The 16,494-nt window shown below is 59.6% G+C and carries 13 protein-coding genes; 1 reads left to right on the top strand and 12 read right to left on the bottom strand.

Annotated features, from left to right (window positions below; translation table 11 throughout):
* Positions 1-8 precede the first annotated feature (8 nt).
* From ACVIGB_RS43695 to ACVIGB_RS43655, 9 genes are all read right to left on the bottom strand, one after another.
* Positions 9-2,420: a 2-aminoethylphosphonate--pyruvate transaminase gene (locus ACVIGB_RS43695; RefSeq protein WP_456724663.1), complete on the bottom strand. Its 2,412-nt coding sequence runs from the start codon at positions 2,418-2,420 to the stop codon at positions 9-11.
* A 983-nt stretch (positions 2,421-3,403) separates the two neighbouring features.
* Positions 3,404-3,538: a hypothetical protein gene (locus tag ACVIGB_RS43690; RefSeq protein ID WP_456724664.1), complete on the bottom strand. Its 135-nt coding sequence runs from the start codon at positions 3,536-3,538 to the stop codon at positions 3,404-3,406.
* A 627-nt stretch (positions 3,539-4,165) separates the two neighbouring features.
* A complete protein-coding gene (locus tag ACVIGB_RS43685) occupies positions 4,166-4,594 on the bottom strand; it encodes a hypothetical protein (protein WP_456724665.1) in 429 nt (142 codons plus the stop codon).
* Between the two features lie 141 nt (positions 4,595-4,735).
* Entirely contained in the window at positions 4,736-6,265 is a 1,530-nt protein-coding gene (locus ACVIGB_RS43680; RefSeq protein WP_456725285.1) for a S10 family peptidase, read from the bottom strand.
* Positions 6,266-6,929: 664 nt separating this feature from the next.
* Complete coding sequence (gene queD / locus ACVIGB_RS43675; RefSeq protein WP_456724666.1) at positions 6,930-7,322, bottom strand: 6-carboxytetrahydropterin synthase QueD; 393 nt, start codon at positions 7,320-7,322, stop codon at positions 6,930-6,932.
* Complete coding sequence (locus ACVIGB_RS43670; RefSeq protein ID WP_456724667.1) at positions 7,309-8,580, bottom strand: MFS transporter; 1,272 nt, start codon at positions 8,578-8,580, stop codon at positions 7,309-7,311. Before ACVIGB_RS43670 ends, queD begins: the two co-directional genes overlap by 14 nt.
* 64 nt (positions 8,581-8,644) lie before the next feature.
* Positions 8,645-8,968, bottom strand: coding sequence for a hypothetical protein (locus ACVIGB_RS43665; RefSeq protein ID WP_456724668.1), 324 nt, complete (start codon positions 8,966-8,968; stop codon positions 8,645-8,647).
* Complete coding sequence (locus ACVIGB_RS43660; RefSeq protein WP_456724669.1) at positions 8,968-10,557, bottom strand: FAD-dependent oxidoreductase; 1,590 nt, start codon at positions 10,555-10,557, stop codon at positions 8,968-8,970. Before ACVIGB_RS43660 ends, ACVIGB_RS43665 begins: the two co-directional genes overlap by 1 nt.
* Positions 10,558-11,826: 1,269 nt before the next feature.
* Complete coding sequence (locus ACVIGB_RS43655) at positions 11,827-12,882, bottom strand: HoxN/HupN/NixA family nickel/cobalt transporter (protein WP_456749406.1); 1,056 nt, start codon at positions 12,880-12,882, stop codon at positions 11,827-11,829.
* A 123-nt stretch (positions 12,883-13,005) separates the two neighbouring features.
* On the opposite strand from ACVIGB_RS43655, the gene ACVIGB_RS43650 reads away from it, so the two are divergent.
* Entirely contained in the window at positions 13,006-13,380 is a 375-nt protein-coding gene (locus ACVIGB_RS43650) for a hypothetical protein (protein ID WP_456749322.1), read from the top strand.
* Here the strand turns inward: ACVIGB_RS43650 and ACVIGB_RS43645 are convergent.
* From ACVIGB_RS43645 to cysD, 3 genes are all read right to left on the bottom strand, one after another.
* Positions 13,361-13,558 (bottom strand): hypothetical protein, encoded by a 198-nt coding sequence (locus tag ACVIGB_RS43645; protein ID WP_076829230.1) that lies wholly within the window; start codon positions 13,556-13,558, stop codon positions 13,361-13,363. The two genes, ACVIGB_RS43650 and ACVIGB_RS43645, sit on opposite strands and share 20 nt — an antisense overlap.
* A 112-nt stretch (positions 13,559-13,670) precedes the next feature.
* A complete protein-coding gene (gene cysN / locus ACVIGB_RS43640; RefSeq protein ID WP_456724671.1) occupies positions 13,671-15,554 on the bottom strand; it encodes a sulfate adenylyltransferase subunit CysN in 1,884 nt (627 codons plus the stop codon).
* A complete protein-coding gene (cysD, locus tag ACVIGB_RS43635; RefSeq protein ID WP_456724672.1) occupies positions 15,554-16,453 on the bottom strand; it encodes a sulfate adenylyltransferase subunit CysD in 900 nt (299 codons plus the stop codon). The genes cysN and cysD overlap by 1 nt, the downstream gene beginning before the upstream one ends.
* Between the last annotated feature and the right edge of the window lie 41 nt (positions 16,454-16,494).

The raw sequence follows: 16,494 nt of genomic DNA, 5'->3' as shown, positions 1-16,494 counted from the left end.
CTAGGTTGTCAGATTGCGGCGAGCGCCTTGTGCAGATCGCGGACAATGTCGTCGACGTCCTCGATGCCGACGCAAAGCCGGATCGAACCGCCAAATATGCCCGCGGCCTCGCGCTTTTCCCGTGGAACGGTTGTGTGTGTCGTGGAGACGGGATGCGTCACCAGTGTGCGCGCATCCCCAACATTGGAAACGTGATACATCAAGTCGACGTTCTGGATGAACTTGCGTCCGGCCAGCTCGTCCTCCACCTCGAACATGACCATTGCGCCGTGCCCGTATGCCGGGTTGAGCGTCTGATCGACGGTTTCCCGATCCGCTCCTTCGAAAAGCCCCGGATAGAAGACACGGCGTACCTTTGGATGCTCCTTGAGAGCGTCTGCGACGACCCTGGCGTTGGCGCAGTGCTGCTTCATGCGAAGCGGTAGCGTCTCAAGCCCCTGGATCAGTTGGAAGCTCGCAAACGGAGCGATCGCAGCCCCCGTATCGCGCAGCCAAGTCATGCGAGCCTTCAGCAGAAACTCGCTCTTTCCAAGATCGTCGACATCTTGCAGCGCGCTGCGCCAGATGATCCCGCCATGCGCCTCGTCAGGACCGTTGAACAACGGAAAGCGAGAGGCCCCGCGGTAGCTGAACTTGCCGTTGTCGACAATCAGTCCGCCCAGTGTGGTGCCATGGCCGCATATGTATTTCGTCGCGGAGTACGTCGTGATCGCAGCACCGAGATCTGACGGCCGGCATACCAGTGGCGTCGTCGTATTATCCACCACCAGGGGAACGCCGTACTTCCGACCGATCTCCGCCAGCTGCTTGACCGGAAGCGGAATCAGACAGGGGTTCGAAATCACCTCTCCGAACAGGCATATCGTGCGATCATCGATGGCACGTTCGAACGTCTCGGGCCTTCGAGGATCCGCCGTCCTGACGCTGATGCCAAGACGCTTCAGCGTGTTATGGAGCAGGTTCCAGGTATTGCCATACAGATATGGCGAGGCGACGACATTATCCCCGACCTGCCCGCTTGCCAGGTTGACGATGGCAAGGAAGGTTGCCGCTTGCCCTGATGCGACTGCGAGCGAATCCCTTCCCGTATCGACCGCCGCATACCTTCTTTCCAGCGCGCGGGTCGTCGGATTGATGATCCTTGTATAGGTGAACCCATCAGCCTTTACGTTGTAGACATCGGCAATGTGGTTCAGATCGCCATCGAGTTCATAAGCCGTGTTCTGATATATCGGCACGGCCACAGCCTTCGTCACCGGGTCGCGACGGTAACCCGCGTGCAGAACGGCAGTCTCGGGGGACCATGGCACCTGCGCGCCCGCTGCCACGCGAGGCGGCACCTTGACGAGGGCCTGGGATGTCTCCTGGGCGGATATTGGTCGCGCTGCCGCCCCCTGACCAGGGCGGAAGTATGTCCGGAAGGCGCAACCCAACTGCTGAATCCAACCGGATTGAATTTCCCCGATGCAGCCGATCCGGAAACTCCGCGTCGCAATGTGCAGCTTGGAGTAGATGTAAAGGTTGTGGCTCGCCAGGTGGCGATACAGCCCGTCAAATGCTGCCTGATCCGCCATCCCCGACGGCGCAACGAACGCAACGCAGACCGGCGACTGCACGTTGGCGGCTAGCAGCGGGGAGACCACTCCCTCGAGTTCCTTGAGGAGATCGTCCCTGACCTTCTCATACCTGCGGCGACGGGCAGGAATGCTCTCTTCCTCCAGGATCTCCAGTGCCCTGGTCGTTGCCTGAACGATATGGGTGGGAGGTGTCGAACGCCATTCACCTGTGCGCTCGAGCGAGAGCCATTGGTCTCTCACGTCGAGCACAAATGACCTCGGCTCTTGAACCGCTTTCTCCAACAGTTCGCGAGAGGCGATGACAAACGCTACGCCCGGAGGCCCCTCTATGCACTTGTTGCTCGACGTGACTAGGACGTCAGGACCACCCTTGCTCAGGTCAATATCGATGCCGCCAAAAGAACTCATCCCGTCGACGATCGTCTTCACGCCACGCCGCTTCGCCTCCTCCACGATTGCATCCAGCGGATTGACGATGCCGGTCGTGGTCTCGCAATGAACGAAACACAGGTGCGTAACGCCGGGATTTCGGTTCAAATGCTCGCCGATCTCCTGAGGATCCAAAGGGTCGGTCGCCCGCTTGGCAAGCGTCTGCGCTTCGACACCCCATAGCCGCAGCATCTTGTATATGCGCTCGCCATAGATGCCGTTTATGCAAACGAGTGGTTTGTGGGCTGAAGACACGAATGTTGACAGAGCGGCTTCCATCGCAAAAGAGCCGCCTCCCTGGATCGGGACCACCGAATAGTCGTCGGCATTTGCCAGCAAATTGAGGATCAGCCGTCGCATGCGGGCGGTCACTTCCTTGAACTCGCAATCGCGCGATGCAAGGTCAAGCTGCATTTGGCTCCTGACATCCAGCGATAACGACAATGGACCAGGCGTCAGCAAAGAACGCTGTCTTGTCACACTATTCCCCCTCAGTTGTATTCATCGATGCATCTGGAGCAAAACCGACCCAGCAAAGAGACGGCGAGCGCCGTTCAAGAGCTTTGAGCCCTGCGCGATAGAGCCCGGGTGCGCTTCGGATCGGCAGTCGAAGAAGCTGCCCAGGGACAACCTGCACATCCAGTCGCGGATGCGAAGTGATGTCTCGCAAGGCTCTTGAGCGACGTCATTCAGATCTCCCAACAGTTCGTATTATGACCGCCCCGCGAGCCCCATTTGGCGCGACGCGCCACTCTGATCCGGCCATACGCATCCCGCAGATTTGAGCGCGAGTGTCGGCTTGTCGCCGCGCGTCGACAGTCCAACCGGACGGCTCACGCGCGCCACTCCGGCAATATTGAAATCGGATCAGCAGTGCGCGTCGGACCGTGGCGGCCGACCCGGATCCCGGCACGGCGCATTTGATGATTGCCGCTTCCTGCGTGAGCCTAAGACTTGAGACATTCGCACACTGTCGCTCGTTGGAAATCTTTGTACGCTGACGACCCTCGCCGTCTATTTTTAGATCGTACAACTTGACGTTAGGTGCGTTTCAACCCTCTCCGGAATTTTCTCGTGTGAATTTTTCCTGACGTACGCGTCCACTTTCGGGAGACAAGACGACCTGTGCGGAGATTCTCGGAAGAGCTCCGTAGTCGCCTGGAGTTCAATGACGCTGTCGGAATTCACCTGAGCTCGATGGCCACGGACAGGTGAGCTAGCCTGCTCCGCCCGCTGTTGCGTGCGCGGCGCTTTGCCACATCGGCAAACAGATACACGGGGTCTGTTTGCGCTGCGTGTCCGTTAGACAGGTCGCGCCCGGTTCTGCAGTTCTTTGACCTTGAGCCCGATCACATAATTCAACCCGTGCCCGGCCGGCGCGGTGGGAGGCCTCCCGCTCAGCTTATGGTTGGGTCATGGCGGTCCAGCCGGTGCTTTTGCAGGCTGTCGGACAAACAATGACGCAGCTGGAAGACAATGGAGGACGCCCGCTGCTTTCTCGCGTCGCTCCTTCCGATCAGATGATCGCTCATGCTCCGATGCTCCGTTGGCATGCGCGAGCGGCAGCCAGCAAGCCAAGGTGACGCTATCGAGCAACTTGCAGCTCTTTGCGTCAGCTTGGGGGGGCCTCGCAGGTGACCTATCATTGACGACGCGGTATTTGCGAGCTCCTAAGACCATTCGATTGTGTTCGCGAAACTCTGGCTGCGGTACCGTCATCTCGTGCAATGTTGCGCGGATTATGCCACCCGCGTGGTGAAAGCTCACCCTTTTTTCGGTCGAGACACTTGCCGCTGGGATCGGGTTTCCAGGACTCTCGATGGAGCGTGCGGAAACCAGACTTTGGAACGGAACGATGAGCGCATGTCCAACAAAGAGTAATCAGCTCGCTCGGGTTCGACGGCAGGCTTTTCTGACAGAACGATGATGGTCCAGAACGCGGGTCGCTGAGGACGTCGCTTGTTGATTAAACCTCCTGAGTGCCGCACGTTTGGATCGCGAGTCGTGCGCGGTCTGTCAGCAACCGGCCGCACGATTTTCCGTCGTGTCTGCCTGGCCGCCTGCGCTCTGTCGAGTACCGCCTGTTTGTGTCTACTCTTGCATCGTGACCCGCTTGGCACATGAATTGCTGAGAACCTCATCGGCTTGGCTGTTTATCTTCACGCCCCCCAAGGCGGCCAAGCTGGCGAAGCAAACTTAGCGCGGGTGGCTCCTCCAAACACCCGCGTCTTCTTTCCGAAGCGCCGTAAACCGGGGGATTTCGGCACCAGACTCTCTGAGAAGATCGACTCATGGCCCGTAAGAGCCATTAAAGAATGCATGCCGGTTTTGGGTGGTCGAAAGAACAAATCGAAGCTCGCCTGGTAGTTGCGGCGAATAAAACCTTGCTTCATGAGCCAGCCCCTCACGATCACTTCACCGAAGTGTGCCGCAAGGCACGGGCTCAAATTCATTTCGGCTCTCCAGGAAGCGCGTCGCTCTGCCAATTCCGAGAAGCGCGTCACGCCCGCCCAGCGGGTGAGCGGCGCATCAGATGGCGTCGGCCAGCTTACTGCTTGCCTGATCAAGCCGAATTTGTTCACAGCCATTTTTGGAATGCGTCGTCTAGCGGCCGGACTACGACAATCCACGCCTTGCGAGAGACCGCCCCTTGTGCTCTGTCCCGTAGCATCAACGACATTATGTTTGTACGAAGGCGGCCTTGCTCCTGACCAGGCCTGGTATCGGCCTTATTTAATCAGCGCTTCGACCTCTGCTCGAAAAGCGTGGCGCGAGGCATCTCGTGAATAGAACATGTGGCCGCCCGGAAACACAACAAGTTTGACGCGCGGTGTGGAGGCAAATGGCGGCAGTTGATCGAGCACGATCTGTGATCCGAAATATGGCGTGGCGAGGTCAAATAGCCCGTGCGCCACCAGCAATTTCATGTTCCGGTCCGTCGCCAAGATCTTGCGCAGCTCCGAAACTGACTCCGGAGGGCTGCGGCCGAAATCCCAGGTCTCCCTGACCTTGCGATTGGCCAGTTCATAGGAGCCTTCCGCCCGCCAGCCAAGCTTGCGCGTAAGGAGATCGACAGTGGCGCTGGTCAGAGGCGCCACCAGAGTATCGCTTGAGGGATCGCCTGAAAGCTGGAAATCGGAATCCGGATATGGATCGAGGCCACGCACAGAGGCATCATACCTGCCGATTAACTTGCCATTCTTGCGGTCGAACTCACGGCGGAATTCGGCGACTTCGAAACGGCCGGCGAGCCGACTGCTGACCGCTTGGTCGATGCCGGTCAGCACCGCGACCTTGTTGGCCAGACGCGTAGTTGCTTCCTTGTCGGCCTGGCCTTTGATGAGATCGACCAGAAACTCGCCGCGCGCATAAGCTTCCACGTCGGCGAGATCGGCTCGGTTTACCGAACCTTCGGCTTCACGCAGGGTCGCGACATAGCTGGGCAGCGTGGCGACGTACTGCAGCACGCTCCTGCCGGCGCTGTAGTCGAACACTGGCGAGACCATGATCAGGCCCCTGACGCCTATGCCCTGCCGCATCTGCAACTGGTCGACGACCTTTGGCCCACGAACGCCGCCATAACTTTCACCCGCGATGTACTTCGGCGACAACAGCCGGTCATGCTTTTCGAGCCAGCGACGGATCACCAGCGCGAGCGCGTTGACGTCGCCCTCAACGGAATAGAGCCACTTGCGCGCGTCATCGCCGGTCGCCGCGAAACGGCTATAGCCGGTGCCTACAGGATCGAGAAACACCAGATCAGTGAAATCGAGCCACGTTTCCGCGTTTGGACTCACCTCGGGAAAGGTCGATGGCGTGACCTCGTCAGCATTGATCGGCAGCCGCCACGGTCCGGCATTGCCAAGCCGCAGCCAAGCCGGTGATGAGCCTGGTCCGCCGTTGAAGAAGAATGTCACCGGGCGCGTGCCGAGATCAGCGCCTTCAAGCTGATAGGAGGTATAGACGATATCGGCCTGCGGCTCACCCTTATCGTCGAACAGGCGGATGGAACCGACGGTCGCGACGAAAGAAAGCGTCCGCCCGGGCAGCTCAAGCGTGTGCCTGGTGCTGGAGTCCGGCGGCAAGCGATGCTGCTCGGCCAGCGACGACATGCCCAGGTTTTGCCCGCCACCACCCTTCTGGCCGGCCGGTATTGTGACCTGGGCGGGCGACGGATTGTTGGCCCAAGCGCTCCCCATCGCCCCAGAGGCAAACAGGATCAGCGCAAGAGAGGTGAGACCCGGAGCGGTCAATTTCATCGCGTTTCCCCTGCCCGGCGCGGCCCTTGGTGCGCGAGGCGTGTCTGTCAAAACGGCCCTAACCACTAGCTCATGCGGCTGAACGACAAAGCTACCGGATCGAGTAGTCGTCACCCTCGCCCGAGGCGCAAAAACTCGTCATTCCACACACTTCCACGAAGTACGCGTCACGGTTTAGCAAAGCGCCTCCAGAGGGCGATGGTCATGCCCGTCGACATTGCGCACAAAGCGAGGCTGTGGCTCTAGATTGACGATGGGCAGAGCAACTGCTTCGAGAATAGTTCGAGAGTAACGCGACATCAGTGAAGCGCATTGTAGATCTGCCTGCTCAAGGGCAATCGCAGTATCCGGCCGTTGGATGCCAATCACCTCGCTGATTTACGAGTGGGATGGCGGCGCCGCGTCACGCCATCAGGGCAATGTTGCGTGGACGGCCACGATCCCAGACAAGTCAGCAGCGACCCCGACTACCTGCATCTCGACCGGATGAGCGGCCCGATGACTGGGCGCGGGAACTCTTCCACCGTGGCAGGCCAATGGGGATCAGCAGCAGCTGAGGAATATCGGTCGAGTTCCATGCCTAGGCAAGCGCGGACGCCGCCGAGCACCGGCCACATTGCTCGGCATCCATAGTGCTCTTGCATTGGCGTTTCAGCGCCCTCGACTACCTCGGCGCGCGTTTTGGACTGCCGCCACAAGCGGCAACCTCCGCCCAACAATCGGCAGTCTCATAAATCCGCACACTCGCGCAATTGGGAATGCGATCAAAGAACCAACGGGCGATGATCTCGGCGGTTGGGTTCTCCAGTCCGTCGACATCGTTGATCAGTCGGTGATCGACGAGCTTCAGCAGCGGCTCCAGCTCAGCATCCATTTCAGCGAAATCCTTCACGAATCCTCTCGCGTCTACCTCTCCGCGCATCACCACTTCCATACGGTAGTTGTGGCCATGTAGGTTCTTGCATTTATGGCCATCGGGGAGATTGGGAAGGCGATGAGCTGATTCAAAACTATAGGTGCGGCCAATGAGCGTGATCACTCCATCATCGTCGTTCATTCCGTAAGTCCCTCGCGCCAACGATTTGCTCCGCAGAAAAGGGCCTGCTAACTCTCGCCGGCCCTTCCTTATCAGATTGACGGAGCAATGCCAGGCCGAGCAAGGCTGAGAGAGCAGAGCCGAGGCCCGGCAGTATCAGCGTGACCGCGTAACCTAATCTTGCCACGGCAAACCCACTCGCCGCGAAGCCCACCAACGCTGACGCCGACATTACCGAAGTCAGAAACGTGACATCTGTGCCCGCCTTGCCCGGCCGGGCGAGCCCGAGAAACCAGTTCGTGAACGTGACATGTTGAACAGCGAGTGCCGCGAACACGATGCCCACGCTCACGACGGCGCTTACGCGAACGCTGACGTAGCGATCAACCATCGCGAGTGTGCCGAAACTTATCGCCATGACTGCGCAGCCCCCGATCAAGCCTCGCTGCGGTGCCATTCGGCCGATGATGGCGCTGGTCAGCGGCGCTACCAGCGTGTACGTCAATACGTTCGAAAGCGCTCCGATCCATCCAATGTCTGCCGCGGCGAAGCCGAGATCAACGAGCCGTAACTGAACCGTCGCGAACGCCACAGCGATCCCGATAACCGCCGGCGCGATCAATGCGGCCGTCGTCCACAGGTCATGGTAGCGAATGATCGCGGAGATCGAGAGGCGCTGCGTCGAGCTGCATCGGTCGCTGCGTTGGAGCGGTTCAGAAATAGCGAACACCCAACCAGCGAAAACGGCTAGCAGCATCGCCAAACCCAACAAAGCTGGACGCCAACCGACCATCTCGATCAATTGGAGGCAGACGGCGCCGCCGATGACATGGCCGATGGCCCGGCCCCAACCCAGCAGCGCTGCGCCGAGCGGCCGTTCGCTGGAATCGAGAGCTTCGGCTATATAGCCCAAAGTCGCGATCCGCTGCGTGGCGGCGATGGTCGCAAGTACCAGGGAGACAAGAAAAAGCGACACAAAATCGGTCTTCGGGTTCAAGAATGCCATTGCTGCCAGCACAATGGTACTGGCGAATTGGGTCAACAGGATCCACGAACGTCTCAGCCCGAGACGATTGAGGCTCCATCGATCCACCACCGGGGCCCAAAGGAAGTTAACGGTGAATGCAAAGAAAGCGGTGCCGTACAGGCCGACTAGTTCGAGGCTGGCACCGTTGCCCCGAAGGATCACAGGAATGGCCGAATAGATGAACGCGATCGCCAGATACTGCTGACTAGCCAACGCAACCATCCCAATGAGTGGCACGTAACGATTTCCCATCTGCCTATTCCTCCCGAAATCGATTTCGCACGTGCCTTAAGAGAACGGTTTGAACAGACAGCGGCTAGCCGTTATCAGTTCGGATCAGGCCATACTCGATGAATGCACACCGCGCCTGCCCTTCATCTTGTTGCGCCCAGTTGCCTTCCCAGTAGACGGCGCTGTCGACGTCACATTGGCAAGCAAGGCTCCCTGACGGACGCCAGTCGCAGCCATCGCCGACCCAGCGCATCGCCAGCTCCTCAGGGAGGTCGACAGCGTCATCGCTGGTTAGAAATCCACGGTCCGAGGAGAAGCTGCACTTGCCCGTGGCGTTGTCCTCTCCAAGGGTCGCGCTTGCCGGCGGTAAGGCCAGCGCAGCAGCGACAACTGTTCCTGCCCGCATCATCACGTCTTCACCACGCGTTCGTGCAATCGGGTAATGGCGTCGAGCGCCGACAGGATCGCTCCCTCCTGCCATGGCAGCTGCGAGGCGTGCTCGCCTGCCAGCGCGATGCGGCCGTCGATCTGGCACAGATTGCGGTAGTGCTGTGCACGGGCGGCCTCGGTCCACTGGCCGGCGCAGCCGAGCGTGAACGGCACGCGATGCCAGGCCACCGCGACGCCGTGCTCGAATTCGTTCCTGTATTGCGGATGGATTGCGGCACCGAACTCGACCGCGCTGGCGACCCGCTCGGCCGGCGTCATCGCCGTGAACTCGAAGGAATTGGCGCCCCCATACATGTAAGCGCCGAGCAGGATGCCGCGGCCGCCACTGTTGAAGCCAGTATTCGGATAGGCGATCTGCTGGATCGGCAGGTCGGTGTAACTGATACCGCCATAGATCGCCTCGTCCTCTTCCCAGAACCGGCGTTTGAACTGCAGCCCGATTTTCACCGAGGCGACGTAGGGCAAGGAATCGATCGCATTCTTCATCGGCCCGCTGACGTCGAGCGGCAACTGGCTCAGGATCGACAGCGGGATCGTGCAGATGCACCAATCGGCGGTCGCCTGCTGCACGACGGATGGACTGGTCGTGTCGACATAGCTCACAGTGACGCCGGAGCCGTTCTGCTGGATCTGCGTCACCTTGGCGTTAGTGCGGATGAGATCGCCGACCTCGCGCGCGAACGCCTTGCCGATCATGTCCATGCCGCCGACCGGCTGGAACATGGTGGTCTGGAAATCGTAGCGCGCATAGCTCTGCAAATAGCGCCACATCCGCGACCGCAAGAGCTCCTGCAGCGAGATCGGGTCGCTCGGCAGCGGATCACCCATCAAGCCACCGCCGGGATCGCGTGCATAACCGCGGAACTCGGCCGAGCCCAGGTTGGCATTGTACTTGTAGTCGCGATCCAGCGCGCCCCAGTCGCGCAGCGCCTGCAGCAGGATCTCCTGATCTTCCTTGCTGACGAACTCGTCGAGCCTGCCCTGCTGGCTGACTTTCGCGAGCAGCTCCGACACTCCGCCCTGGAAGTCCGCCTTGATGCTGCGAAAGCGTTGCGGCTTGCCGTCGAACGCACGCGTCGCGTGCAGATAGGCATTGTGGTTGAGCTGGATGAAGGGTTCCAGCGTCACGTTGAGCCGGCGGCAGTAATCGAGCAGCGCGCGGTGATGATAGGGAATCCGCCACGGGCCGGGATTGAGATAGAGCCCCTGCTCGAACTGGCAGGTCTGCTTGAAGCCGCCGAGCTCGGTAAAACTGTCACCGCCGCGGATCGACCAGTTGCGGCCACCGGCGCGGTTGTTGAATTCGAGGATCTGGACCTTGTAGCCGGCCTTGCGTAGCTCCAGTGCCGCCGTCATGCCGGCAAGCCCCGCGCCGAGAATCAGCACCGAAGCGCCCTTCACGTCACCCGCGAGCTTGAGCGGCCCCTTGTAGGCGGACTCGGATGCGAAGCCGAGGCTCGTCATCGCCTGATACATCGCCGAACTGCCGGCGATGGTCCCGATCAGCGCCAGCAGATCCCGCCGCCTGATCACAGATTCATTCTGCACCGGCGTTCACCCCTCCGGCCCATTCCCACATTGGTCGTGTACCGCGTCGATCGTCGTCGGTAAAAAAATAGCTATCTATCCGCAGTCCTGAGGTAGGCAGGCCGATCCGCGGTCGCTTCAAATGCAGGAGCTGGTCAGTACACCTGAGTTGATGAACCAACGTCCGGTCACCTCTAGCGACGATTAGCGAGCCGTCGATCAGAGCTCGACGCGTCGAAGACGCGGACGTTTCGTTCCTCGAGGCGCTTGACGGACATGTAAAGCCGTTCGACGGAAAACGAAGCGGTTGATCACGCGGCACGAGCATTCTTAAGCATTCGACTGAGTCTGTTGTGCACCAGCAAGAGCGATGCCAACATTTCACGACATCGAAAGGCGGAGAAGCGGACTAGCCCAGATGTGCGGCAGGCCAGACGATGACTGATGTCCTCAGAGGTGTTGCCGCTCTTTCATTGGCGATTTTCGAGCGCAATTTTCGGAGGTTTCTGGTTCTGGTCGCAGAACCAAGCCACTCCGCCGGCGATTGCGGACACAGCGAACCAGTGGAGCGCCGGAACTAACCGCGCTTGGCCATGGAGCGCAAATGCAGTTGTGAACGCCTGCAATCGCCCATTTCGATGTCGCTTGGGCCGGTGGTAGCGAACCCGACATTGTTCGATGTCAGACGCACGGAGCTAATGACGCCGAAGACGCGCGATAATTAGCTCGATCTTGTCCATCATGTGTAACGATAGTCGCGTCGGCCGAACGCGGACCGTCGCAGTTGCCCTCTTGCATCGGACCGCTGAGGATTGCGGCATTGGCATGCCCGCCTTCTTGCACAGCCACGGCTTCGGTCGCGCCGGCGACGCCAGTCACGCAGCTTGTGTGCTTGAAGCCGTTTGCCATAGCCATTTTTCTTGATGACGACCGTCACGATCCAACCGTCTACCTTGCTGGGCTTTGGAACGCGCATCCGCCTGATGTCGTTTGTACCGGTGCCCTGCAGCTCGGGAGCCACCAGACATAATGTCTGCTATCAACGATGAGGGACAGCTGTGGCATTCGTTGAGCCAAATGGCCTCAGCCGGACCTGGCGTGGCTCAGTTCAGCCCCGCTTGTGGCGACAATCCTATTCCCACAAAACTGTCAAGTCTGAGACTAGAGGGATGAATCATGCAGGAGCTCCCCATGCCGAGCGGAGACTCGTCGACCGAGATGCTTTCGCGCATCGGGTCGCGCATAAGCTTGGAGGCTTCCGCGTGCCGAAGCTCATTTGGTTATATGAGTTCACCCCGGCTTGAGCGGCTTTTCGAGTCCTTGCCAGCGATAGATCGCAAATGACAGCGCCCAACTGGCCAGGAAGATGCCGACCACGAGATAGCCGAAATTGGCCAAGCTCCCATTGAGATCGTCCGCTGCGCTCCAGAAGGTGCCTTCAAGCGCCAATTTGTTGGCGAGCAGGCCGAGTGCCTCGATGCCGCCGATCAGCAGCGCCACGACGACTGAGATGGCCGTAATGGTCAGATTGTACCAGATCTTGCGGATCGGATTGAGGAAAGCCCAGCCATAAGCGCCGACCATCAAGACGCTGTCGGTCGTATCGACGAGCATCATGCCGGCGGTGAAGAGAGCCGGAAATATCATTACCGTACTGAAGTCCAGCCCTCCCGAAGCCTGCCCGGCTGCGACGGTGAAAAGGCTGATTTCCGTCGCGGTATCGAATCCGAGGCCGGACAACAGACCGATCGCGAACATCTGCCAGCTCGCCGTCACCATCCGAAACAGCGGGCGCAAGAGCCGGGACAGCAAGCCACGACCGGACAGAAGCAGATCGAACTCATGCTCTCCGATGTGTTCGCCACGCCGCACACGCTGAAAGCTCCGCCAGACATCCCGTAGGATCACAAGGTTGATGGCGGCAATCGTCAGCAAGAAGAAGGCCGATGCACCGGTGCCGATGATGCTGCCAACCGCCCGGAACTCCTGGAAACCGCTTTGCAGCACGAGCGCCGCAGCTGCGATCGCGGCGACCGCCACTGCAACCGACAAGGAATGACCAAGGGCGAAGAAAAGTCCGACCGCGAGGGGGTGTCTGCCATCCTGCATCAGCTTGCGAACGACATTGTCGATGGTCGCGATATGATCGGCATCGACGGCGTGCCGAAGGCCGAGCACATAGGCCAGCAACGCTGTCGCCAGCAGCGTCGGCCGCTCTGACAGCGCCACGATGGCCCAAGTCCAAGCGAAGCAATTGATGGCCAACAAGAATGCATAGAGCGAGATGATTCGACTACGCGAGGCAACCGATGCGTCGTCTATGGCAAGCTTTAGATATGCGAACATGATCTTGCCTCGACAGCGCATCCAAGGATGAGTTCGACCATGAACGTCCCTCGCTTCATAAGTGCCGCGCGCGTCAAAGCCGGCTCGTTCAGGCTGAAGACGAGCCGACGGATACAGCATCCGATGATCATGACCATTCGCAGCACGAAATGGACAATCGCGCTGGTCGCAACGGCAGTGGAGTTAAGTGGCACTTCCTACTTCTCAGGGCTGGTGCCCCCTCGCGATGCAGGTTTTGTGCCGCTCTGCTGGGCTAACGTGCTGGGCCGCTTCGTGCGGCTTCTGTTTCGCCGTCAGCCGGCGTCGCGCGACTCGTTGGCGAAGATCGTGAGACACAGTGGCTCAGGAAAAAGAGGTCGCTTTGCCTCTCAATCCCGGATTGCGGACGAGATCGAGGCGCCAGGACACTGCGGCTCCGCTGCACGAGAACCTGGCGCGGCGCTACCCGCGCACGCAGAAAAAAGGTCGGTTGAGACACTCAGGCGACTGGAAGGCTGACTTCCTCTCTGTCCTTCGTCATGGCGTCATAGACTCTGACCTGGAGCATGGGACGGCGCTTCTTGAGCTCTTGCGCTCCTGCCCAGGCGCCGTCTCTTGTCGCGAATTCAGTTTTCAATTGACCGTCGACTTCGAGCACATAGCCGGAAGCGGGCAATCGACGAGTGGATGCAACCATCTTAATCCTTCAGCATCGACGAATCCGATCGATGCTCCCACTTAACCCGAGTCGCCTTTGCCAGACCAGTAGGCTGGTGAGCGGCATCCGCGACGACGAAGCTACAGGTTTATCACCGCTCATCGCAGCGGATTGCGCGCGCCATCAGGGCGTCGACGACGACTTCCGCTGCTTGCTCTGGGGCCTGCTCCATCGTCCTGAGATGAATTTCCGGCCTTATCGGAGCTTCGTAGGACGCATCGATGCCTGTGAAGTTCTTGATCTCACCGGCTTTTGCCTTTGAGTAGAGACCCTTTGGATCCCGCCTTGCGCATTCCTCGATTGGCGTATCGACAAAGACTTCGATGAACTCGTCCTTGCCGATCAGGCTGCGAACCATGTCTCGTTCGGACCTGTAGGGGGAGATGAACGAGCAGATCACGATCAATCCGCTGTCCAGCATCAACTTGGCGACGTGTCCGACGCGCCGAATGTTCTCCACCCGCTCAGGCTTCGAGAAGCCTAGGTCCGCGTTCAATCCGTTTCGGAGGTCGTCACCATCCAGCAGCATGGCATGCCGCGACATTGCGAACAGCTTCTGATCAACCATGTTGGCGATCGTCGACTTCCCCGCGCCCGACAGACCGGTGAACCAGACGACGCAAGGCTTCTGATCCTTGAGCGCGGCGCGCTCACCCCTGCCCACCGAAAGCGTCTGCCAGGGAACATTGCTGGCCCGCCGCAGCGGAAACGCAATCATGCCGGCACCGACCGTGCGATTGGTGCAACGATCAATGACGATAAATGATCCGGTTTTCCGGTTGACGTCGTAAGGATCGAATGCAGCGGGCAGTGCAGTCGCAACATTGCAGAACGCGATCTCATTGAGAGAAAGCGTCTCGGCCGCCAGGTGCTCACATGTGTTGACATCGATCCGATGCCTGATTGCGGTAATGCCGCCGGCAACCGTCTGCGAGCCAATCCGCAGGATGTAATTTCGTCCGGGCGCGAGCGGCTCGTTGTCCATCCAGATTAGATAAGCGGCGAATTGGTCGGCGACGTTGGGTCGTTCGGCTGGCCGCGACAGAAGATCGCCACGGCCGATATCGATCTCGTCTTCCAGCGTAATGGTGACGGCATCGCCGGCTTCGGCGTCGGCAAGGTCGCCGTCATGGGTCACGATCCGCTTGATTCGGGTGGTCCGTCCGGATGCGGCGACAACGATCTCGTCGCCGGCCGAGATCCTGCCGGCAGCCACCGATCCGGCGTAGCCGCGAAAATCCGGGTCGGGCCGGTTCACCCATTGGACCGGAAAGCGGAAAGCCTGGCTTGCGGTGTCGGACTGGATATCGACGCTCTCCAAATGCTCCATCAGGCATGGACCATGATACCACTTGGTATGAGCCGACCGGTCAACGACGTTGTCGCCGTGGCGGGCAGAGATCGGGATCGGAACAATGGAGCTAAAGCCAAGGCCGGTGGCAAAGGCCAGATAGCTGGCGACGATCCGATCGAAAGCAACCTTGCTGTATGCGACAAGGTCGATCTTGTTCACTGCCAGCACAACATGGCGAATGCCAAGCAGCGAACAGATAAAGGAGTGGCGGCGGGTCTGAACCAACACACCCTTGCGGGCATCGATCAGGATGATTGCGAGCTGCGCATTCGAGGCACCGGTTGCCATGTTGCGGGTGTACTGCTCGTGACCGGGAGTGTCAGCCACCATGAAAGAGCGCCGCGGCGTCGTGAAGAAGCGGTAGGCGACGTCGATCGTGATGCCCTGCTCCCGTTCGGCCTCGAGCCCATCCACGAGCAGCGCGAAGTCGATGTCAGCGCTGCCGTGCCTGATGCTGTCGCGTTTCACTGCCGCAAGCTGGTCTTGGTAGATCATCTTGCTGTCGTGCAGCAACCGGCCGATCAGGGTCGATTTTCCATCGTCCACCGAGCCGCACGTTATGAATCGCAGCTGGTCCCTTGCACTAGGGCGGACAGGTTTCGATATTGCTATGGAAGACATCAGAAGTAACCTTCCCGCTTCTTCTTCTCCATAGAAGCGGCTTCATCGGTATCAATCAGGCGTCCCTGACGCTCCGACACCGACGCGGTCTTCATTTCCGCGACGACGTCTTCGATCGTCGTCGCATCGGATTCAATGGCCCCGCTCAAGGGATAACATCCCAGCGTGCGAAAGCGGATCATGCGCATTTGCGGCGTCTCATCGCAGTTGAGCGGCAATCGCCTGTCGTCGACCATGATCGTCGCGCCGTTTCGGCGCACCGTCGGTCTTTGCTTTGCGAAGTAGAGCGGGACGACCGGGATTTTTTCGAGCATGATATATTCCCATACGTCGAGCTCGGTCCAGTTTGACATCGCAAACACGCGCATGCTTTCGCCCTGGCGTATCCGCGTGTTGAACAGGCTCCAGAGCTCCGGCCGCTGGTTGCGGGGGTCCCATACGTGTCCGGCCGAACGGAAGGACAGCATCCGTTCCTTGGCGCGGCTCTTTTCCTCGTCACGCCTGGCTCCGCCAAGCGCGGCATCAAATCGGTAAAGCTCGAGCGCCTGCTTCAGGGCGTCGGTCTTCATCACCTGGGTATGAAGCGCCGAGCCGGAGTCGATCGGATTGATGCCGCGCGCAATACCCTCCTCATTCACATGGACGATCAGCTCGACGCCGAGCCGCTTGGCCGTCGCGTCCCGGAAGCTGATCATCTCGCGGAACTTCCAGGTCGTGTCGACGTGAAGCAGGGGGAAAGGCAATTTTGCCGGATAGAACGCCTTGATTGCGATGTGCAGCAAAACGCTCGAGTCTTTTCCGATCGAGTAAAGCATTACCGGCCTTTTGAACTCGGCGGCCACCTCACGCATGATTTCGATCGATTCAGCTTCAAGACGGCGCAGATGTTTTGGCAGCATATGTGTTCTTTTCGATGCAGGATCTCGGTTCTGCAGCCCCG

It is taken from the genome of Bradyrhizobium sp. USDA 4341 (assembly GCF_054063755.1).
This window is presented reverse-complemented; position numbering and strand designations above follow the sequence as displayed.